Source organism: Intrasporangium sp. (assembly GCF_035688975.1).
Lineage (GTDB): Bacteria > Actinomycetota > Actinomycetes > Actinomycetales > Dermatophilaceae > CALMNV01.
Genome location: NZ_DASSMH010000012.1, coordinates 1 through 19,880 on the forward strand (window position 1 = coordinate 1; position 19,880 = coordinate 19,880).

Here is a 19,880-nt window from a genome sequence, read left to right on the forward strand (position 1 = left end):
CGAGTGGCCAGTTTGGTGCGGGGCTGGCTGTGCGGAAGTGGCCACTCGAGGAGGCGGTGGGCGCGACGGGGCGTATGCCGCCGACCTGCCGCCGCGTGTGGGTCCCCAGGGGCTAGGGTCGGGTCGAGGACACCATGCCCGCAGGAGCACGCAGGAGGTAGTCATGCCCGGTCAGGAGCACGCGAAGCCGCAGCGGCGAGACGACGAGCCCCCGGAGTCGCCAGAGACCCCGCCGGCGCCAGCCGGCGCGGCGACGAAGGAGGGCCTCACGGACGACATCGACAGCGTCCTCGACGAGATCGACGGGGTGCTGGAGTCAAACGCGGAGGAGTTCGTCCGGGGCTTCGTCCAGAAGGGCGGACAGTGACCGGCACGGGCGGCTTCCGGCGTCTCGACGATGCCTTCCTCACCACCGGCTCCTCCTCGTTCACGGAGTTCGTCGCGGCCCACCGGCCGCAGCTGCTGCCCACGGGGCGCGCCCTGCCCACCGGCGCCACGCTGGAGGCGCCGCACGGCACGACGATCGTCTCCCTCCTCCACGAGGGCGGGGTCGTCATGGCGGGTGACCGGCGCGCGACGATGGGCAACATCATCGCCAACCGCGACATGGAGAAGGTGTTCGCCGCCGACGAGTACTCCGCCGTCGGCATCGCGGGGACCGCGGGCATCGCGATCGAGCTCGTCCGGCTCTACCAGGTGGAGCTCGAGCACTACGAGAAGATCGAGGGCGCCATCATGTCGCTCGAGGGCAAGGCCAACCGGCTCGCCTCGATGATCCGCGGCAACCTGCCCCTCGCCATGCAGGGCCTGACGGTCGTGCCGGTGTATGCCGGCTACGACCTCGACGCCGAGGTGGGGCGGATCTTCTCCTACGACGTCACCGGCGGCTGCTACTCCGAGAACGGGCACCACAGCACCGGCTCGGGCTCGGTGTTCGCCCGAGGGGCGCTGAAGAAGCTGTGGCGACCCGGGCTGCCCGAGGACAAGGCCGTCTCCGTGGCCATCGAGGCGCTCTACGACGCGGCCGACGACGACTCGGCCACGGGCGGACCCGACGTCGGCCGCCAGATCTGGCCCACCGTCGCCGTCGTGGACCGTCAGGGCGTCCACTTCATCCCCGACGCTCAGCTGAGCGAAGTGGTCGACGCCGTCGTCGCAGCCCGTCGCGACAACCCGGGAGGCGCGCGATGAGCATGCCGTTCTACGTGCCGCCGGAGCAGGTCATGAAGGACCGGGCGGACTTCGCGCGCAAGGGGATCGCCCGCGGCCGCTCGGTCGCCGTCCTCGCCTACGACAAGGGTGTCGCCTTCGTCGCCGAGAACCCCTCCAAGGCGCTGCACAAGGTCTCCGAGATCTATGACCGGATCGCCTTCGCCGCCGTGGGTCGCTACAACGAGTTCGAGAGCCTGCGGGTGGCCGGCATCCGGTATGCCGACCTGCGCGGTTACTCCTACGACCGCACCGACGTGACCGCTCGGGCCCTGGCCAACACCTACGCCCAGACGCTCGGGGCCGTCTTCACCCAGGAGTCCAAGCCGTTCGAGATCGAGATCGTCGTCGCCGAGGTCGGGCACCGGCCCGAGGAGGACCAGATCTTCCGGCTCACCTACGACGGGTCGGTGGCCGACGAGCGCGGTTTCGTCGTCATGGGCGGCGCGAGCGAGCAGGTGGAGGCCCGGCTCAAGGAGGCCTGGCGGCCCGGGTTGTCGCTCGGCGAGACGCTGCGCATCGCCGTCGGCGTCCTCGGCGCCCCGGCCGACGGGGGAGAGCCCCGGGTCCTCGGCGCCGACCAGCTCGAGGTGGCGGTGCTTGACCGCGAGCGCCCCCGGCGCGCCTTCCGCCGGGTCGTGCGTCCGCTCCTCGACCGCCTCCTCGCCACCGAGGACCCCGTCACGCACGCCCCGGCCGCCGACGAGTCCCACCCCGGGCACCCCGACGTGCTCAGTGGCGAGGACGAGGGTGCCCCCCTCCGGCCACGGGAGGGTCACGACCCGGGGCTCGCCGGCCCGGTCTGAGGGTCGCCCCGCCGCCGCCCGAGTGCACCCCCGCCGCCGGCGGGTCGACGTCACGACCGCCGCCCCGCCAGCGACGCGAGGATGCCGAGCTCGTCCGCACGGTCCAGCCCCGCGCCTGCCCGCGGCCGGCTGAGGCCCTGCTCGCGCTCCCAGGCCAGTGCGTCCCGGACGGTGTCCGGCACCGGCCGCGCGGTGAGCCCCGCCGAGGCCGCCGCGCCGCGACGAGCGAGGAACCCCTGCCACTGCGGGTCGACGAGCCACAGTGGCAGCGAGCGGGGACCCATGAACTCCTGCACCCCCGCAGCGTGCAGCGCCTCGTCCGCTGCCGCGACGAGGGACCCCGCGAAGCCCGTCGCGGCCGCGCAGGCGTCGAGCAGGTCCTGGAAGGTTCGCACCGGACCCACGGCGTCGAAGGCGCCGGCGGCGCCTGCCAGCCCCGCCTGCACCAGCCACCGCGCAAGATCGGCGACGTCGATCCACTGGACCGGCTGGTCCGCCCGCGCCGGCACGAGGACCGGCTCCCCGTCCTCGGCTCCGAGCGCGAACCGGCCCGGCCAGTAACCGAACCGGTCGCTGCGGTCGCCGTAACCCACGATCAGCCCGGCGCGCGCGACGAGCGCATCACCGCCACGAGCCTCGAGCACGGCCTGCTCGCAGGCGACCTTGCCGGAGCCGTACTCCTCGGGTGTCGCCGCGTCCGACGCCACCGACGACAGGGCCGGGAGCAGCTCGGCGCTCTCGTCGGCCCCGACCTGGTCGTGGTGCGCGTAGACCGAGCCGGAGCTGACGAAGGCCCAGTGCCGGGCGTGGTCGCCGAGCGCCCGGACCGCGCCCCGGGCATGTCCCGGTTGACGGGCGACGTCGACGACGAGGTCCCACCCTCCCGAGGTCGGGACGGCGGCATACGCCATGGGGTCGTCCCGGTCGGCGGGGACCAGGCGCGCACCCGAGGGCACCGGCGCGGTGCCGCGGGCCAGGCAGGTCACGTCGTGCCCGGCGGCCAGCGCGGTGGCCGCCACCGCGCCACCGAGCCACGCCGTGCCACCGAGGACGAGGACGCGCGCCATGACGCCCAGCACAACACGCGAAGGGTGTCGGGTCCACGGCGTTCGCCCGCAGCGCAAGGTCGCCTCCTAGAGTGGGTTCATGAAGCGGCGGATCTTCGGGATCGAGAACGAGTACGGCGTCACGTGCACGACACGCGGCCAGCGCCGGCTCACCCCCGACGAGGTCGCCCGCTACCTGTTCCGCCGAGTCGTCGCCTGGGGGCGGTCGAGCAACGTCTTCCTCGGCAACGGCGCGCGCCTCTACCTCGACGTCGGCTCCCACCCGGAGTACGCGACGGCCGAGTGCGACTCCGTGCGCGAGCTCGTCATCCAGGACAAGGCGGGGGAGCGGCTGCTGGAGGGCCTTGTCGAGGATGCGTCGGCCCGGCTGCGGCACGACGGGGTCGAGGGCGACATCTTCGTCTTCAAGAACAACACCGACTCCGCGGGCAACTCCTACGGGTGCCACGAGAACTACTGCTACGGGCGCACCGGGGACTTCCAGCGGGTCTCGGACATGTTCATCCCCTTCCTCATCAGCCGCCAGATCACGTGCGGAGCGGGCAAGGTCATCGCCACCGCGCACGGGGCCACGTATGCCGTGAGCCAGCGGGCCGACCACATCTGGGAGGGCGTGTCGTCGGCGACGACCCGGTCGCGGCCCATCATCAACACCCGCGACGAGCCGCACGCCGACGCCGAGAGGTACCGGCGGCTGCACGTCATCGTCGGCGACTCCAACATGTCCGAGACCACCAACCTGCTCAAGGTCGGCTCGGCCCATCTCGTGCTGCGGATGATCGAGGCCGACGTCGTCATGCGCGACCTGACGATGGAGAACCCCATCCGGGCCATCCGGACGATGAGCCACGACCTCACCGGGCGGGCCACCGTGCGGCTGGCCAACGGGCGTGAGCTGTCCGCGGTCGACATGCAGCGTGAATACTTCGAGAAGGCAAGCGAGTTCGTCGACCGCGAGGGCGACAGCGACCCCGAGACGAAGCGTGTGCTCGAGCTCTGGGGCCGGACCTTGGACTCCGTGGCCTCCGGGAACCTCGGCGCCATCGACACCGAGATCGACTGGGTCATCAAGCACCGGCTCATCGAGCGCTACCGCGCCAAGCACGGTCTGGCGCTGGCCGACCCCCGCATCCTGCAGCTCGACCTCGCCTACCACGACATCAACCGCCGGCGCGGACTGTTCTACCTCCTGCAGCACCACGGCCGGGCGGCGCGGGTCGCTGCGGACATCGAGGTGTTCCAGGCCAAGGTGAGGCCCCCGCAGACGACGCGGGCCAAGCTGCGCGGCGACTTCATCCGTGCCGCGCAGGCGGCCGGCCGGGACTTCACCGTCGACTGGGTGCACCTCAAGCTCAACGACCAGGCGCAGCGGACCGTGCTGTGCAAGGACCCCTTCAAGGCGGTCGACGAGAGGGTCGAGCGGCTTCTCGAGTCGATGGAGCGCACCCCGGGGCTGCACCGGCCGCTCTGAGGCGGCATACCGGCCCCTGGCCTTGGCGGGTGGGCTCGACAGGGCCGCACATCTTCGTTGGTTACAGTGGCCGGGCTCTGCTCCTCACCCTGTCGAAGGTTGTCTTCGTGCGCCGTAACCGTCCTGTCCTTGCCGCCGTGGCGGCCACCCTCAGCCTCACGGTGCTCGCCGGCTGCGGCTCGACCGCGAACGAGAGCGGCGCCGGTGCCACCACCGGCGCCACGGCCGCCGTGCCCGGCGCCGGCCTCGACGTCGTCTCGGCCACCGGCCCGGTCGACCTGAAGACGGCACCCAAGGTCACGTTCGCCAAGACCCCCGTCTCGACCGCCGAGGTGGCCCGCAGGGTGCTCGCCCCGGGCGCCGGCCAGGCGGCGACGAAGCAGGACACGGTCCGGGTGCGGGTCCAGATCTTCAACGGCACGACCGGCAAGCTCCTCGACGACGGCTTCGCCCAGGGCAGGTCGGTGGACGGCTTCCGGCTCGGCCGCCCGGACCTCATCAAGGGCCTGACCGAGGGCCTCCTCGGCGCCCAGAAGGGCGCCCGCGTGGCGTTCACCATCCCGCCGGCCGCGGGCTTCGGGCCGCAGGGCAACGCCCAGCTCGGCATCAAGGGGACGGACACCATGGTGGTCGTGGCCGACGTCGCCGACGTGCACACGCCGCTGACCCAGGTCGACGGCGCCCAGGCGGCCACGCCGGCGGGCCTCCCCGCCGTCGAGTTCAAGGCGGGCCCCACCAAGGAGCCCACCGTGACCGTGCCCAAGTCGGCGGCCCCGACGGAGACGAAGCAGGCGACGCTCATCGAGGGCAAGGGCGCCGCGGTCCAGAAGGGGCAGACCATCACGGCGCAGTATCACGGCCTGATCTGGCGCGACGGCAGCGTCTTCGACTCGTCGTGGAAGCGTGGAGCGGCCGCGGACTTTCCCGTCGGCTCGGGGCAGGTCATCCCCGGCTGGGACAAGACGCTCGTCGGCAAGAAGGTCGGCAGCCGCGTGCTGCTCGTCATTCCGCCCAAGGACGGCTACGGCTCGAGCGGCAACGCGCAGGCGAAGATCACCGGCACCGACACGCTCGTCTTCGTCGTCGACATCCTCGACGCCTACTGACCCCGCGCGCCCGCACCCTCCGGTCGAGTGGCCACTTTCGTGCACCCCTCCTTCGTCGAGTGGCCAGTTTTGTGCAGCGAGTGTGAACGGAAGTGGCCACTCGACGAGGGGTGAGGCGCAGGTCGTCCCGGATCGCTGACCCCTCCCCGGTCGAGTGGCCAGTTTCGTGCAGCGAGTGTGAACGGAAGTGGCCACTCGACGAGGGGGCGTGAACGAAAGTGGCCACTCGACGAGGGGGGTGGGGCGCAGGCCGCGCCGGATCGCTGACAGACTTCGGTGCTGACCGGCATACCACTGCAGCGAAGGACGCTCCCATGGCACTCGACTCCGACCGCTCCAAGCCCGAGATCGACTTCCCCGAGGGCGTCGCGCCGGAGGACCTCGTCATCGAGGACCTCATCGTCGGCGACGGCCGCGAGGCCAAGGCCGGCGACACCGTCCGCGCCCACTACGTCGGCGTCGCGCACTCGACCGGCGAGGAGTTCGACTCGTCGTGGAACCGCGGCACGCCGCTGGAGTTCCGGCTCGGCGTCGGCATGGTCATCAGCGGCTGGGACAAGGGCATCCAGGGCATGAAGGTCGGCGGGCGGCGCAAGCTGACCATCCCGGCACACCTTGCCTACGGCGACCGCGGGGCCGGCAGCGCGATCGCCCCCGGAGAGGCGCTCATCTTCGTCGTCGACCTCGACGACGTGCGCTGACCCTCGAAGCGGCGTGAGGCGCGCGGGCCTCAGCCGCCGGCGAGCAGGCGGGCGGCGAACCGCCCCGCGGCCGCCCCGCTGAGGAAGCTGGCCCGGTCCTCGTCGTAGCCGCGGCCCATGGTGGAGAGCCGCACGGGCGCCGCCCGCAGCGCCTCCTCCAGCCCGGCGACCGGCACGTCGTGCGCGGTGAGCCGCCCGCCGGAGGCCGCGCACAAGGTGGCCGCCTCCGCGCGGAGCCGCTCGCCGAACGGTCCGGGCAGGAGCGGGATCGGCACGTCGGCGGGGACGAGGGCCACCCGCCCGTATGCCGTGTGGCTGTGGTGGGAGAGGCCGCGGTGCCGCTCGCGCGGGTCTGCCTCGCTGACGCGCAGCGCGCACACGGGGCAGCCACCGAGCGTGGCGGCCGCGTTGACCGCCTCGCCGGCCGACGTGCCGGAGAACCCCCACCGGGTGCCGGTGCCGAGGTTGCCGGGGCCCTGGGCCACGACGGCGACGTCGGCGGCGACGACGTGCCGGGCCGCGAGCAGCCCGGTGTGGACGTTGACGGCCTCGAGGTCGCCGCCGAAGGCCTGCCCGACGGTGATCGAGGCGGCCAGCCACCCGGCCTCCCGCAGCGCCGCGACGGTCCGGGACAGGGCGAGCGGCAGCGCCCCACCGTCGGTCATGACGTAGGCGACCCGGGCCTCGGGCGCGTCCGCCCGCAGGCCCGCCACGACGGCGGGCAGGGCCGAGTGCAGGTCGGCCACGACGACCGGCAGGCGGCCCAGGGTGTCGGCGTCCGCGAGCAGGGGGTGGTGGACGCTGTCCTGCTCGTCGACGCCGAGGACCATGGTCTGGCTCGGGGTGTAGCGGGCCTTCACGAGGTGGCCCGGGACCGCACGCACGTCGGCCACGGGCGGGGGCACGTGGTCGGGGGAGGCGATGACGACGGCGAGGCCCCCGGTGCCCAGGCCGCGCTCGAGGGCCGTCGTGTTGAGCAGCACCGTGGCACCGACCGGCAGCTCCCCGAGGAGCTCGACGTAGCCGATGGCGCGCACCGACGCCCCCGCACCGAGCTCGACGGCATACTCGACGGCCCCGGCCCACCGCGCCACGACGGCTGCCACCACCCCGGAGCGCCACTGGATCACGAGTGCGACCCTACCGAGCAGTCGCGCCGACGACGGCCGGCACCGGCCGGCACCGGGCGGGCCCGGCCCACGCCGGCCCGCGCCGGCCTGCCGGGGCCGGGCCGCGGCGCCCGCGGTGGTCAGGTAGCGTCGGAGTGCCCCCGCAGCCCACCCGGATCGAGGAAGGTCTCGATGAGCGCACCATCGCCGTCGGCGGAGAAGACCGAGCGGCTGCTCAACCTCATCCTGTGCCTGAAGTCCGCGCGCCGGCCCGTGCCGAAGCACAAGATCCGCGAGTCGCTGGAGGACTACCGCCGGGCGCCCTCCCTCGAGGCCTTCGACCGCATGTTCGAGCGGGACAAGGACGACCTGCGCGAGATGGGCATCCCGATCACCACGACGGTCCTCGACGTGCTCTTCGACGACGAGGTCGGCTACCGGATCGACTCCTCGGAGGCGACGCTCCCGGAGATCAGCTTCGAGCCCGACGAGGTGGCTGCCCTCGCGCTCGCGGCCCGGGCCTGGTCCGGCGCCAGCATCGCGGGGTCCGCAGCGGCGGCCGTGCGCAAGCTGCGGCTGTCGGGGGTGGAGATCGACGACTCCGTCGCGGCCGGCGTGGAGCCCCGGGTGCGCACCCGCGAGCCCGCCTTCGACGCGGTCCACGCGGCGGTTCTCGCCCGGCAGCCGATCACCTTCGACTACCGCAAGGGCTCGGGAGAGACGGGCACCCGCCACGTGCAGCCGTGGGCCCTGATCAACTGGCGGGGCCGGTGGTACCTCACCGCGCACGACCTCGACCGGGGCGACCTGCGGGCCTTCCGCCTCGGTCGCTTCGTCGGCCCCGTGCGCAAGCAGGGCAAGGCCGGCACGTATGCCGTGCCCGCGGACCACGTGCCCGAGGTGGCCGTGGCCGCCCAGGAGCCGGAGCCCGCCGGCACCGCGGTGGTGCGGCTGCGGCAGGGCGCCGGGCACGGCCTGCGCCGGCGGGCCACCGCGGTCCGGGAGGTCGGCGACGAGTGGACGGAGGTCGAGGTTCCCTACGTGCCGGGCACGACCGAGCGTGAGGTCGCCGCGCTCGGGGCGGCCGCCGTGGCGGCGGCGCCCGCCGAGCTCGTCGAGTCGGTGCGCCGCACGCTCGCGGCGGCAGCCGCAGCGCACGCCGCGAGGGTGGCCTGATGCCCGGGGCGGCGCGTCGGGGCGGGCGCTCCCCGGCCGAGACCGCGACGCAGCGCCTCAGCCGCCTGCTCGCGATGGTGCCGTGGCTGGTGCAGCACCCGGGGGTGCCGGTCGCGGAGGCGGCGCACGAGTTCGGCGTGAGCGAGCGGCAGATCGAGGAGGACCTCGAGCTGCTCTTCGTGTGCGGCACGCCGGGGCACAGCCACGCCGAGCTCATCGACGCCGAGTGGGACACCGGCCACATCTTCCTGCGCAACGCCGACGACATCGCCCGCCCGCTGCGCCTGACCCGCGACGAGGCGGTGACGCTCACCGCGGGGCTGCACGCGCTCGAGTCGGCCCTCGTGGGACCTGAGGTCATCGAGCGCACGCTCGCCAAGCTGCGGGCCGCGACGGGCGCCGACGAGCGCGCCCACGCGGTGGCCCTCGACATCGACGACGGCCGCCAGCACCCGGCCATGGAGCCGCTGCGCGGCGCCCTCGCCGACCACCGGCGGGTCCACCTGACCTACTTCGTCCCCACCCGCGACGAGTCGACGGAGCGGGACGTCGACCCCATGCGCATCGTCAACCTCGACGGGCACTGGTACCTCGAGGGCTGGTGCCACCGGGCCGTGGGGGTGCGCCTCTTCCGGCTCGACCGGGTCGAGGCGGTCACCGTGCTCGACGAGGACGGCACCCCGCCGCCGCAGGCCGCGCCGCGAGACCTCGACGTCGACCTCTTCGTGCCCGGGGAGAACGACGTGACCGTCGTCCTCGAGGCCGACCGCGAAGCCGCGTGGGTCGCGGACTACTACCCCAACGAGGGCGTCGAGCAGGTGGCGGGCGGTTCGCTGCGCATCACCATGCGGGTGGGCGACCCGACTCTGGTGCGCCGGCTCGTCCTCCAGCTGGGCGGTGCGCTGCGGGTCGTGGAGCCGGTGCAGCTGGCCGAGGCGGTGGCCGCCGAGGCGCGGGCCGCCCTCACGGCATACGGGGAGGGCCTGGGCCAAGCCGCCGGCTGAGCCCAGCACCGACCCGTACACTGGAGGTCTGGCAGCCGTGGTGGGCTGCATCGAGGGCCCGGACCAGTGGGGCCCGACGTCGCAAGGAGACGCGCATGCGCAACATCGGTGCCCCTGAGCTGATCATCCTCGGCATCATCCTCATCGCCCTGTTCGGGTGGAAGAAGCTGCCTGACATGGCCCGCAGCCTCGGGCGGTCGGCCCGGATCTTCAAGTCCGAGGTCGACGAGATGAAGAAGGACGGCAAGACCCCAGCCGACGCCGGCAGCGAGGCGTCGCGCACCACGGTGCCCGGCGACGTCGTCGCCCCGGACCCCACGCGGGACGCCCCGCCGGCGCCGAGCCCCCGCCACGACGGACCCACCGCCTGACTTCTCGGTCCCCTCGCGCCAACCGTTCATGCCATCCCTGCTGCGCAGACGCAATCCGGAGGGCCGGATGGCCCTCGCCGACCACCTGCGCGAGCTGCGCCGTCGGGTCACGATCGCGGGGATCGCCATCCTGGCCGGGGCGGTCGTCGGCTGGCTCAACTACGACCGCGTCCTCACCGCACTGACCCGGCCTCTCATCGAGCTCGCGACGCAGCGGCACGGTGGCGTCGTCAACATCAACTTCTCGGGCATGACGGACGCCTTCGCGATCCAGGTCACCGTCTCGCTCTTCGTGGGCCTGCTGCTCTCGTCCCCGGTCTGGCTGCTGCAGATCTGGGGCTTCATCGTCCCGGGCCTGACGAAGCGGGAGAAGCGGGTGGCCCGCCTCTTCATCGTGGCCGCGGTGCCGCTGTTCCTCGCCGGGTGCGCACTGGCCTTCACCATGGTGCCGAAGGCCGTGGGCGTCCTGCTCGGCTTCACGCCGGAGGGCGCCTACAACCTCCAGCAGGCGTCCGACTACCTCAACTTCATCCTGAAGTTCATCCTCGCGTTCGGGCTCGCCTTCCTGCTTCCGGTCTTCCTCGTGGCCCTCAACCTGGCGCACGTGCTGCCGGGCCGCTCGATGCTCAGGGCGTGGCGGCCGGCGGTCATGGTCATCTTCGTGTTCGCCGCGGTCATGACGCCCACCCCCGACCCGTGGACCATGCTCTTCCTCGCGGCGCCGATGATCGCGCTCTTCTTCGGGGCCGTGGGCATCTGCGTGCTCCTTGACCGTCGCCGGGCCGCCGAGGCCCCGGACTGGATGCACGTCCCGGACGACGAGGCGTCCGCGTTGTAGCGTGCCGTTGTGTCACAGCGCATCGCCCTCATCGTCAACCCGACCGCGGGTGGCGGCGTCGGCCGGGTGATCGGGGATCAGGTGCGCCTGCTCCTGCGACAGGCGGGTCATCACATCGTCGAGGCCTCGGGGAAGACGTTCGCCGACGCCCGGGGGCGCGGCGCGCAGGCCGTCGACGAGGGCGTGGACCTCGTCGTCGTCGTCGGCGGCGACGGCACGGCGCACCTCGGCGTCAACCTCTGCGCCGGCGGCGGCCCACGCCTCGCCGTGGTGGCGGCCGGGACCGGCAACGACTTGGCCCGCAACCTCGGCCTGCCGATCCGCGACGCGCGCGCCGCGGTGCGGGCCATCGAGACCGGCACGACCCGCCGGGTCGACGCCGGGCGGGTCACGAGCACCGACGGAGCGCAGCAGTGGTTTGCGGGGGTGCTCGGCGCCGGCTTCGACGCGGTCGTCACCGCGCGTGCGGCGCGGATGCGCTGGCCCCGCGGACAGCTGCGCTACGCCCTCGCGATGGTGCGCGAGCTGCCCGCCTTCCGACCTATTCCCTACGTCGTGCAGCTCGACGGCATACGGCACGACCTCAGCGCGATGCTCGTCGCGGTCGCCAACACGACGTCCTTCGGGGGCGGGATGAGGGTGTGTCCCGACGCGGACGTCGCGGACGGGCTCTTCGACGTGCTCGTCGTGCACGCGCTGTCGATCCCCGACTTCGTGCGCGTGTTCCCGTCCGTGTACTCGGGTAGGCATGTGACGCACCCGGCGGTTCAGATCTGCCGGGCAGCGCGGGTCCGGCTCGAGGCCGAGGGGATCGAGTCGCAGGCGGACGGAGAGGCGATGGCGAGGCTGCCCCTGGAGGTGGAGAACGTCCCGGGGGCGCTCGAGCTCGTCGTCGGATCGGTGCGTGCGGCATGAGGTTCCCCAGCTGGCCCCGGCTCGCGGAGTTCGCCGCGCAGTTCGACTTCGAGCTCGACGACTTCCAGGTCGAGGCATGCCGCGCCGTCGAGGAGGGCCGCGGGGTGCTCGTCGCGGCGCCGACCGGCGCGGGCAAGACGGTGGTGGGCGAGTTCGCCGTCCACCTCGCCCTCGCCACGGGGCGCAAGGCGTTCTACACCACGCCGATCAAGGCGCTGTCCAACCAGAAGTACGCCGACCTCGTGCGGCGGCACGGTGCCGCCTCCGTCGGCCTGCTGACCGGCGACGCCTCCATCAACGGTGAGGCGCCCGTCGTCGTCATGACGACCGAGGTGCTGCGCAACATGATGTATGCCGGGTCGAGCACCCTCCGGGGGCTCGGCTGGGTGGTCATGGACGAGGTGCACTACCTTGCCGACCGCTTCCGCGGAGCGGTCTGGGAGGAGGTCATCATCCACCTGCCGCGCGATGTCAGCGTCGTGTCCCTGTCCGCGACCGTCTCCAACGCGGAGGAGTTCGGCGCGTGGCTCGGCGAGGTGCGCGGCGACACGGAGGTCGTCGTCTCCGAGCACCGGCCGGTGCCGCTGTGGCAGCACATGATGGTGGGCCAGACCCTCTTCGACCTCTTCGTCGAGGAGGTGTCCCCCGGGGCGGACGAGGGCAGCGACGTGGCGGTCAACCCGGACCTGCTGCAGAGCATCCGCGCGCTGGAGGGGCGCGGCGACTGGGACTCCCACTGGTCCCGAGGAGGTCGCGCCCGGGGACCGTCCGGCCGCGGCCGTGGCCGCGACGACTGGGACGGGCGGGGCCGCGAGGACCGCGACGCCCGCGGTCGGCGGGGCCGCGGCCCCGGCGGGGGAGAGGGCGCCCGGGGCTTCGCCCGCGGTGGCCGCCCCGGGGGCGGCGCCACCCGCGCCGAGGTCATCGAGCGCCTGGAGCGCGAGGGGCTGCTCCCGGCGATCACGTTCATCTTCTCCCGCGCCGGGTGCGACGCGGCCGTGGGTCAGCTGCTCGCGAGCGGGCAGCGGCTCGTGACCGACACGGAGGGCGAGCGCAACCGGCGGCTCGTCGAGGAGCGGATCCAGGGCCTCGCCGACGAGGACCTCACCGTGCTCGGCTACTGGGACTTCGTCGAGGGCATCACCCGCGGCTTCGCGGCCCACCACGCGGGCCTGCTGCCGACCTTCCGGGAGATCGTCGAGGAGCTCTTCACGGCCGGCCGGATCCGGGCGGTCTTCGCGACGGAGACCCTGGCGCTGGGGATCAACATGCCCGCCCGCACCGTCGTGCTCGAGCGTCTCGTGAAGTTCAACGGGGAGAGCCACGTCGACATCTCCCCGGCGGAGTACACCCAGCTGACGGGCCGGGCCGGCCGGCGCGGCATCGACGTCGAGGGCCACGCGGTCGTGCTGTGGAACCGCGGACTCGACCCCGAGGCCGTGGCCGGTCTCGCCTCGACCCGGACCTACCCGCTGCGCTCGAGCTTCCAGCCGACGTACAACATGGCGGTCAACCTCGTGCGCCAGGTCGGCCGGGACACCGCCCGGGAGATCCTCGAGACGTCGTTTGCGCAGTTCCAGGCGGATCGGGCGGTCGTCGGCTTCGTGCGCACCGTGCGGCGCAACGAGGAGGCGCTCGCCGGCTACGCCGAGTCGATGACGTGCCACCTCGGCGACTTCAGGGAGTATGCCGCCCTCCGCGAGGAGATCCGCACCCTCGAGAAGGAGAGCGCGCGCCAGCGGTCGGCCTCCATCCGGGCCGCCGCGGCGGTCTCCCTCGAGCGGCTCAAGATCGGTGACATCGTGCGGATCCCGCATGGACGGCATACGGGACTCGCCGTCGTCATCGCGCCCAACTCCGGCGGCAAGGGCGAATCCGCGTCACCGGCGGTCGTCACCGAGGACCACCACCTGCGCCGGCTCACGCTCTCGGACGTGCCGGCGCCGCTCGAGGCGCTCGGGAGCATGCGGGTGCCCCGGCACTTCAACGCCAAGAACCCCAAGGCCCGCCGGGACCTCGCCGCCACGCTTCGCGCGTCGCTGCCGCACGACCCGCCGCCGAGGCGGCGCGCCGTCGACCCGGACGCCGGCGACGAGCGCATCGACGAGCTGCGGCGGCGGATGCGCCGACACCCGTGCCACCAGTGCCCCGACCGTGAGGTCCACGCGCGGTGGGCCGAGCGCTGGTGGCGGCTGCGCCGCGAGACCGACGGGCTGCAGCGCAAGATCGACGGCCGGACCAACTCCGTGGCCAAGACCTTCGACCGGATCTGCGACCTGCTCACCCGGATGGACTACCTCAGCCGCGACGGCGAGTCGGTGACCGCGAACGGCCAGCGCCTGCGCCAGCTCTACACGGAGAAGGACCTGCTCGCTGCCGAGTGCCTTCGCGTCGGCGTGTGGCGGCGCCTCGACGCCCCGTCGCTGGCAGCGGTCGTGTCGACGCTCGTGCACGAGCCGCGTCGGGACGAGGGCGCGCTCACGCCCCGGATGCCCAACGACGACGTGCGCGACGCCTACGAGCGGATGATCGAGATCTGGAGCGCTCTGGAGGACGCCGAGGCCGCGCTGGCCCTGCCGAGGACCGGGATGCCGGACGCGGGGCTGGCGTGGGCGATGCACCGGTGGGCGAGCGGGCTGCGGCTCGAGGAGGTGTTGCGCGGCAGCGACCTGGCCGCGGGGGACTTCGTCCGCCGCTGCAAGCAGGTCATCGATCTGCTCGGTCAGCTGACCGACGCGGCGGACCCCGGCGTCCAGGCGATGGCCCGCAAGGCGGGTGACCTCGTGATGCGTGGCGTCGTCGCGGCCGACCGCCTCGACTGACTCCGGGGCCAGGACGCACTCCGGGGTGCGACTGACCCAGCGGCCGCTCATCAACAGGCAGATCAACCGGCGTCCGGTGCTGCCCTGACGGCAGCCACCGCCAGTTGATCCGCCAGTTGATCCGCCAGTTGATCCGCCGGCTGGTCCCGTGACCCGGCTCAGTCGATGCGCAGGGCGCGCAGCACGCGGTCGAACGACGACGTCAGCCTGTGCTCGACGGCGAGCCGGCTCATGAGGACCGGGTCGGCGACCGTCTGCGGCAGGCGGAGGTCAAGCTGGGCGAGGGGTGCGTCCTTTGCCACGGCGACGACGTGAGGAGCGGCGTCAAGGTATGCCGCCGCCGCCTCGAGCCGCGCGCGCTGCGCGCCCCTCAGCCTCGGGTCGCCGCTCGCCAGGGCGGCGCGGAGCCCGACGAGGTCGCCGTATGCCGCGATCAGGGCCGCGGCCGTCTTCTCCCCGATGCCGGCGACGCCCGGCAGCCCGTCACTGGTGTCGCCGCGCAGGACGGCCATGTCGGCATACGCCGGCCCGGAGCGCACGCCGTACTTCTCGGCGAGGAACGCCTCGTCGACGAGGTCGGGCGCACGCACGCCGCCGCGAGCCGTGTAGATCACCCGGATCCCGGCTGCGTCGTCGACGAGCTGGAAGAGGTCGCGGTCCCCGGTGACGATGTCGACCGGCATACGCCCGCGGTGCGCCTCCGCCAGCGTGCCGATGACGTCGTCGGCCTCGTAGCCGTCCGAGCCGACCCGCGCGAAACCGAGCGCGGTCAGGGCCTCGACGATGAGCGGCACCTGGACCACCAGGTCCTCCGGCACGGCCTCCGTGCCGCTGGCGTCCGCCACCCGGTGCGCCTTGTAGGAGGGCAGCGCGGCGACGCGGAAGGCCGGCCGCCAGTCGTTGTCCCAGCACGCCGCGAGATGGGTGGGACGGCCCCGCTCGATGAGCGAGGCCAGCATGTCGAGGAAGCCGCGCACCGCGTTGGTCGGGACTGCGCCGCCCTCCGACCGTTCCGGCACGCCGTGGAAGGCCCGGAAGTACAGGCTCGCCGAGTCGAGCAGGAGAAGCCGGTCGGACGTGTCGGGCGGCATGGCAGGAGAGTACGCGCCCGATCGAGGGGCCACCGTGGGCCCCGGCCAGCCACGGGGCCCCGCTCCGGCGCGAGAGGGCAATGTGTGCTGGCGCTGGTCTAGCCTTCGCCCATGGAGGAACTGGACCGGCGGCTCGTCGAACTGCTCGTGGCGGACGGCCGGATGAGCTTCACCGACCTCGGGCGGGCGACGGGGCTGTCCACGTCGGCCGTCCACCAGCGGGTGCGCCGGCTCGAGGAGCGGGGCGTCATCTCCGGCTACCGCGCGGTGGTGTCGCCGGTGCAGCTCGGCCTGCCGCTCACCGCTCTGGTCTCGGTCACGCCGTTCGACCCCAGCGCGCCCGACGACGTGCCGCAGCGCCTCGCCCCGATCCGCGAGATCGAGGACTGCCACTCCGTGGCCGGCGTGGAGAGCTACATCCTCAAGGTGCGCGTCGCCACGCCTGGCGACCTGGAGGACCTGCTCGCCAGGATCCGGTCGGCCGCGAACGTGTCCACCCGCACGACGGTCGTGCTCTCGACGCCCTGGGAGGGGCGCAGCGTCTCGTCGCCCGCGCCGGAGTTGGACGACTGACCACCGACCACTGACCACCGACGAGTGACGACTGACGACACGGCGCAGACCGCGTGGCGCGGTCACGGATGCCGCCCGACGAGGGCCGTGACCGCCCGGGTCACGGTGACGAGGTCGGCAGGCGCGAGGCCGAGGTCGAAGCCGCGACGGCCACCGGAGACGAAGACGGTCTCGAAGCCGAGCGCCGTCTCGTCGAGCACGGTCGGAAGCAACCGGCGCTGGCCGACGGGCGAGATCCCGCCCACGACGTAGCCGGTGGCCCGCTCCGCCTGGCGCGGGTCGGCCATGGTCGCACCCTTGACGCCCAGCGCCGCGGCGACGGCCTTGAGGTCGAGCTGCCGGTCGACCGGGACGATCCCGACCGCCAGCCCTGCGGCGGTCTCGACGAGGAGGGTCTTGAAGACCTGCCCCGGCGTCACGCCGAGCGCGGCGGCCGCCTCGAGCCCGTAGCTGCCCGTGGCGGGGTCGTGCTCGTAGGGGTGGCGGGTGTAGGCGACGCCGAGCCGGTCGAGGGCAACGGTGGCCGGGGTCGAGGGCCCGTCACTGCGGGCGGCGCGACGTCCGCCGGCTCGGGAGGGGGAGGGTCGGCCCACTCGCGGCAGTCTACGGGCGCGTGATCGCCGCCTGTCCAAGCCCCGGCTCAGACCAGCTGCGCCTGCGCGGTCGAGCGGCTGGCGACGGCCCGCGAGGTCGCCGCCGCCAAGACCGCGGCGTGGTCGACCCGGTCGCGCCACCACCTCCGGCCCTCCTCGGGCAGCGTGTAGATGGGGTCGTAGTAGACGTACTCCCGGGACAGGGCCGCGACGTCGTCGCCCTCGATGGGGGTGCGGTAGTTCTTGCGCCAGTACGAGATGCCGCGCACCGTGTCGTAGGAGTCCTGCTGGTGCACCCACCGCTTGCCGACGAAGGGCACGTCGCAGACGACGCGCGGGGTGGCGAAGCCGGGCAGGTAGCCCATGATCGAGTGCTGCAGGCGCTGGGCCTCGGCGAGGCTGAGGCGCCAGTGCTCGGCGAACGGGATCATGTCGCACATGTAGAAGTAGTAGGGCGTGACCGACGCCCCGTCGGCGAGGGCGAAGCAGAGGTCGAGCAGCTGCCCGGGGGAGTCGTTGACCCCGCGCAGCAGGACGCCCTGGTTGCGCACGTCGCGCACTCCGGCCTCGAGCATGGCCCGCGTGGCACGCGCCACCGACGGCGTGACCGACTGGGCGCTGTTGACGTGGGTATGGATGGCGAGCGATACGCCTCGGCGCCGGGCCGTCGTCGCCACCCGGCCCATGCCCTCGAGGACGTCCTCGGCGAGCCAGTGCTGCGGCAGGCCCATGAGCGCCTTCGTCGCCAGCCGGACGTCACGGATGGTGTCGATCTCGAGCAGCTCGTCGAGGAAGGCCTCGAGGTGCTTCCACGGCAGGTTCGCGACGTCGCCGCCCGACACCACGACGTCGCGCACGGCGGGGGTCCGGCGCAGGTAGGCCAGCATCGCGGCATACCGGTCGGCCGGCTTCTGCCCGAACCGCAGCTTGGCGACCTGCGGCGTGGAGTTGCCCACGAGGTCCATCCGGGTGCAGTGCCCGCAGTACTGCGGGCACGTGGGCAGCAGCTCGGCGAGGACCTTGGTCGGGTAGCGGTGGGTCAGCCCCTCCGCCACCCACATGTCGTGCTCGTGCAGCGAGTCGCGCACCGCGTGCGGGTGTGAGGGCCAGTCGGCGCGGCGGTCGGAGAAGACGGGCAGCATGTAGCGCCGGACGGGGTCGGCATAGAAGGCCTCGGTGAAGGCGGCACCGGCGGAGGGCATCGGGGCGTCCGTGGCCGGCACCATCGTGTTGAGCATCTGCGGCGGGACGAGCATGGACATCGTCGCCCGCTCGGCCTGGTCGCGCTCGAGGTCGGCGTAGAAGCGGTCCTCGAGCAGGTCGCCGAGCACTGCGCGCAGCTGCCGGACGTTCTTGACGCAGTTGGCCCGCTGCCACTGGGGCATGTCCCACTCGGCCTGCGTCACGCAGGCCCACCCCGGCAGCCGGGTCCAGTCCGGCTCGGCGAGCTCGCGCTGACGGTAGGCATACGGCTGCTCGACCGCATTCATGCACGCAGCATAACCGCAAGTCCGCCCGAGAATGGCATATGATGCCAAAGAATTTCCGGTCCGACGCGAGGAAAGCGAAAGGATCTCCGACCATGACGGCAGCATCCGCGCCTTCGCCGTCCTCTCCGCTCGGCTTGCACCGGGTGCTCGAGCCGGCGGGCGCCTCCGTCACACTGCCGCAGGCCGCCCGGCGGCTCGACGAGCGCCCGCAGCTGTGGCCCGACGAGGTGCGGATCGACGTCGAGATGCTCAACCTCGACGCGGCGTCCTACCGCCAGCTGGCGCAGAAGCACAGCCGGCCCGACGGGGCGACCGACGGGCACGCGGTGCGGGCAGAGGTGCTGGCGATCATCGCCGAGCGCGGCAAGATGCAAAACCCCGTGACCGGCTCCGGCGGCATGCTCATCGGGACGGTGGCCGAGGTCGGCCCGGACAGCCCGCTCGGTCTCGCGGTCGGCGACCACGTCGCCACGCTCGTGTCGCTGTCCCTGACGCCGCTCGTCGTCACCGACGGCCTGCGCCGGTGGGACGGCCTCACCGAGCAGGTCCCGGCCTCCGGCCACGCGATCCTCTTCGCTCGCAGCGTCGCCGCGCGACTGCCCGCCGACCTCGACCCTTGCCTGGCGCTGCTCGTCCTCGACGTCTGCGGGGCGCCGGCGCTGGTCGAGCGCGTCGTGCGGGAGTATGCCGCTGCGGGCGCGGCGCCGACCGTCCTCGTCCTCGGCGGGGCGGGCAAGTCCGGGTCGCTGTCGCTCGCCGCGGCGCGCCGCGCGGGCGCGGCTCGCGTGCTCGCCGTCGTGCCGACGGAGCGGGAGCTGGCCCGGCTCGCCCCGACCGGCCTCGCCGACGAGGTGGTCCTCGCCGACGCCCGCTCACCGCTCGGCCTCGGCGTGGCCGTCGCGGCCGCCGGCGGCCCCGCCGACGTGACCGTGGTGTGCGTCGACGTGCCGGGCTGCGAGCAGCCGGCGATCCTGTCGACGGCGCAGGGCGGGACGATCGTCTTCTTCAGCATGGCCACCAGCTTCGCCGCCGCCGCGCTCGGCGCCGAGGGCCTGGCCGCCGACGTGCGGATGCTCATCGGCAACGGCTACGTCCCCGGGCACGCGGCCTACGCCCTCGACCTCGTCCGCACCACCCCCGAGGTTCGCGCCCTGCTCCAGGACCGGCTGAGGTGACCGCCCGACGCAGGGTCAGAAGAGCGAGCGGGTGATGGTCAGGCCGGGGTCGTGCGCGAACGCCCAGAAGAAGGCCAGGGCCGCGCCGGCGAGGGCCATGTCCTTGTTGAAGTGGATCATCTCCAGCTGCCTGCCCATGGGGTCGGTCTCCTTCCAGAAACCGTGCATGAGGATGGCGGTGGGGACGAGGAAGAGGACGAGCAACAGGGACCCCAGGTCACCCCACACCCCGAGGAGCACCATCAGGCCCCCCACGAGGATGAGGGCTCCGGAGGCGAGCGTGGCCGGGACCGCGGCGGGGACGCCCTTGGACGCGGCATAGGCCCCCATGTCCTTGGACTTGGTCAGGTGGCCCAGAGCCGA

At 73.1% G+C, this 19,880-nt stretch carries 20 protein-coding genes; 14 read left to right on the forward strand and 6 right to left on the reverse strand.

Annotation, left to right across the window (positions count from 1 at the left end; translation table 11 throughout):
* The first annotated feature begins 163 nt into the window (after nt 1–163).
* Genes VFJ94_RS01180 through prcA form a run of 3 tightly spaced genes read left to right on the forward strand, consistent with a single transcriptional unit; the run spans nt 164 to nt 2,015 of the window.
* A complete protein-coding gene (locus tag VFJ94_RS01180; protein WP_325002337.1) occupies nt 164–367 on the forward strand; it encodes a ubiquitin-like protein Pup in 204 nt (67 codons plus the stop codon).
* Nucleotides 364–1,191: a proteasome subunit beta gene (gene prcB / locus VFJ94_RS01185; protein ID WP_325002338.1), complete on the forward strand. Its 828-nt coding sequence runs from the start codon at nt 364–366 to the stop codon at nt 1,189–1,191. Before VFJ94_RS01180 ends, prcB begins: the two co-directional genes overlap by 4 nt.
* A complete protein-coding gene (gene prcA / locus VFJ94_RS01190; protein ID WP_325002339.1) occupies nt 1,188–2,015 on the forward strand; it encodes a proteasome subunit alpha in 828 nt (275 codons plus the stop codon). The genes prcB and prcA overlap by 4 nt, the downstream gene beginning before the upstream one ends.
* Nucleotides 2,016–2,065: 50 nt before the next feature.
* On the opposite strand, the gene VFJ94_RS01195 is transcribed toward prcA, so the two are convergent.
* Nucleotides 2,066–3,082 carry an NAD-dependent epimerase/dehydratase family protein gene (locus tag VFJ94_RS01195; protein ID WP_325002340.1) on the reverse strand — a complete coding sequence of 339 codons (1,017 nt, stop codon included), beginning with the start codon at nt 3,080–3,082 and terminating at the stop codon, nt 2,066–2,068.
* 79 nt (nt 3,083–3,161) lie between these two features.
* Between VFJ94_RS01195 and pafA the strand changes: the two genes are divergently transcribed.
* The 3 genes from pafA (at nt 3,162) to VFJ94_RS01210 (ending at nt 6,360) form a co-directional block, all read left to right on the forward strand.
* Nucleotides 3,162–4,553 (forward strand): Pup--protein ligase, encoded by a 1,392-nt coding sequence (gene pafA / locus VFJ94_RS01200; RefSeq protein ID WP_325002341.1) that lies wholly within the window; start codon nt 3,162–3,164, stop codon nt 4,551–4,553.
* A gap of 107 nt (nt 4,554–4,660) precedes the next feature.
* Complete coding sequence (locus tag VFJ94_RS01205) at nt 4,661–5,659, forward strand: FKBP-type peptidyl-prolyl cis-trans isomerase (RefSeq protein ID WP_325002342.1); 999 nt, start codon at nt 4,661–4,663, stop codon at nt 5,657–5,659.
* A 314-nt stretch (nt 5,660–5,973) separates the two neighbouring features.
* Complete coding sequence (locus tag VFJ94_RS01210) at nt 5,974–6,360, forward strand: FKBP-type peptidyl-prolyl cis-trans isomerase (RefSeq protein WP_325002343.1); 387 nt, start codon at nt 5,974–5,976, stop codon at nt 6,358–6,360.
* Between the two features lie 29 nt (nt 6,361–6,389).
* On the opposite strand, the gene VFJ94_RS01215 is transcribed toward VFJ94_RS01210, so the two are convergent.
* Nucleotides 6,390–7,490 (reverse strand): DUF3866 family protein, encoded by a 1,101-nt coding sequence (locus VFJ94_RS01215; protein WP_325002344.1) that lies wholly within the window; start codon nt 7,488–7,490, stop codon nt 6,390–6,392.
* A gap of 171 nt (nt 7,491–7,661) precedes the next feature.
* Between VFJ94_RS01215 and VFJ94_RS01220 the strand changes: the two genes are divergently transcribed.
* From VFJ94_RS01220 to VFJ94_RS01245, 6 genes are all read left to right on the forward strand, one after another.
* Complete coding sequence (locus VFJ94_RS01220) at nt 7,662–8,645, forward strand: helix-turn-helix transcriptional regulator (RefSeq protein WP_325002345.1); 984 nt, start codon at nt 7,662–7,664, stop codon at nt 8,643–8,645.
* Nucleotides 8,645–9,649, forward strand: coding sequence for a WYL domain-containing protein (locus VFJ94_RS01225; protein ID WP_325002346.1), 1,005 nt, complete (start codon nt 8,645–8,647; stop codon nt 9,647–9,649). The genes VFJ94_RS01220 and VFJ94_RS01225 overlap by 1 nt, the downstream gene beginning before the upstream one ends.
* Before the next feature lie 95 nt (nt 9,650–9,744).
* Nucleotides 9,745–10,020 carry a Sec-independent protein translocase subunit TatA gene (gene tatA, locus VFJ94_RS01230; protein ID WP_325002347.1) on the forward strand — a complete coding sequence of 92 codons (276 nt, stop codon included), beginning with the start codon at nt 9,745–9,747 and terminating at the stop codon, nt 10,018–10,020.
* A gap of 28 nt (nt 10,021–10,048) precedes the next feature.
* Nucleotides 10,049–10,858 (forward strand): twin-arginine translocase subunit TatC, encoded by an 810-nt coding sequence (tatC, locus tag VFJ94_RS01235; protein WP_325002348.1) that lies wholly within the window; start codon nt 10,049–10,051, stop codon nt 10,856–10,858.
* Nucleotides 10,859–10,867: 9 nt separating this feature from the next.
* Complete coding sequence (locus VFJ94_RS01240) at nt 10,868–11,773, forward strand: diacylglycerol/lipid kinase family protein (RefSeq protein WP_325002349.1); 906 nt, start codon at nt 10,868–10,870, stop codon at nt 11,771–11,773.
* Nucleotides 11,770–14,595, forward strand: coding sequence for a DEAD/DEAH box helicase (locus VFJ94_RS01245; RefSeq protein WP_325002350.1), 2,826 nt, complete (start codon nt 11,770–11,772; stop codon nt 14,593–14,595). Before VFJ94_RS01240 ends, VFJ94_RS01245 begins: the two co-directional genes overlap by 4 nt.
* A gap of 158 nt (nt 14,596–14,753) precedes the next feature.
* Here VFJ94_RS01245 and VFJ94_RS01250 read toward each other — a convergent pair whose 3' ends face one another.
* Nucleotides 14,754–15,686, reverse strand: a complete 933-nt coding sequence (locus VFJ94_RS01250; RefSeq protein WP_325002351.1) for a 5'-3' exonuclease — start codon at nt 15,684–15,686, stop codon at nt 14,754–14,756.
* 111 nt (nt 15,687–15,797) lie between these two features.
* Here VFJ94_RS01250 and VFJ94_RS01255 point away from each other — a divergent pair, with 111 nt between their 5' ends.
* Nucleotides 15,798–16,259 carry an Lrp/AsnC family transcriptional regulator gene (locus VFJ94_RS01255; RefSeq protein ID WP_325002352.1) on the forward strand — a complete coding sequence of 154 codons (462 nt, stop codon included), beginning with the start codon at nt 15,798–15,800 and terminating at the stop codon, nt 16,257–16,259.
* Nucleotides 16,260–16,321: 62 nt separating this feature from the next.
* Here the strand turns inward: VFJ94_RS01255 and ybaK are convergent, their stop codons facing one another.
* Together ybaK and VFJ94_RS01265 are read right to left on the reverse strand one after the other, a co-directional pair.
* A complete protein-coding gene (gene ybaK / locus VFJ94_RS01260) occupies nt 16,322–16,852 on the reverse strand; it encodes a Cys-tRNA(Pro) deacylase (protein WP_325002353.1) in 531 nt (176 codons plus the stop codon).
* 47 nt (nt 16,853–16,899) lie between these two features.
* A complete protein-coding gene (locus VFJ94_RS01265; protein WP_325002354.1) occupies nt 16,900–18,342 on the reverse strand; it encodes a lysine 2,3-aminomutase in 1,443 nt (480 codons plus the stop codon).
* A 92-nt stretch (nt 18,343–18,434) separates the two neighbouring features.
* Here VFJ94_RS01265 and VFJ94_RS01270 point away from each other — a divergent pair, with 92 nt between their 5' ends.
* The gene (locus VFJ94_RS01270; protein ID WP_325002355.1) at nt 18,435–19,517 is read left to right on the forward strand and encodes an L-erythro-3,5-diaminohexanoate dehydrogenase; all 1,083 of its coding nucleotides are present in this window, start codon (nt 18,435–18,437) and stop codon (nt 19,515–19,517) included.
* 15 nt (nt 19,518–19,532) lie between these two features.
* On the opposite strand, the gene VFJ94_RS01275 is transcribed toward VFJ94_RS01270, so the two are convergent.
* The coding region (locus VFJ94_RS01275; RefSeq protein WP_325002356.1) for a DoxX family membrane protein at nt 19,533–19,880 on the reverse strand (348 nt) is incomplete at its 5' end.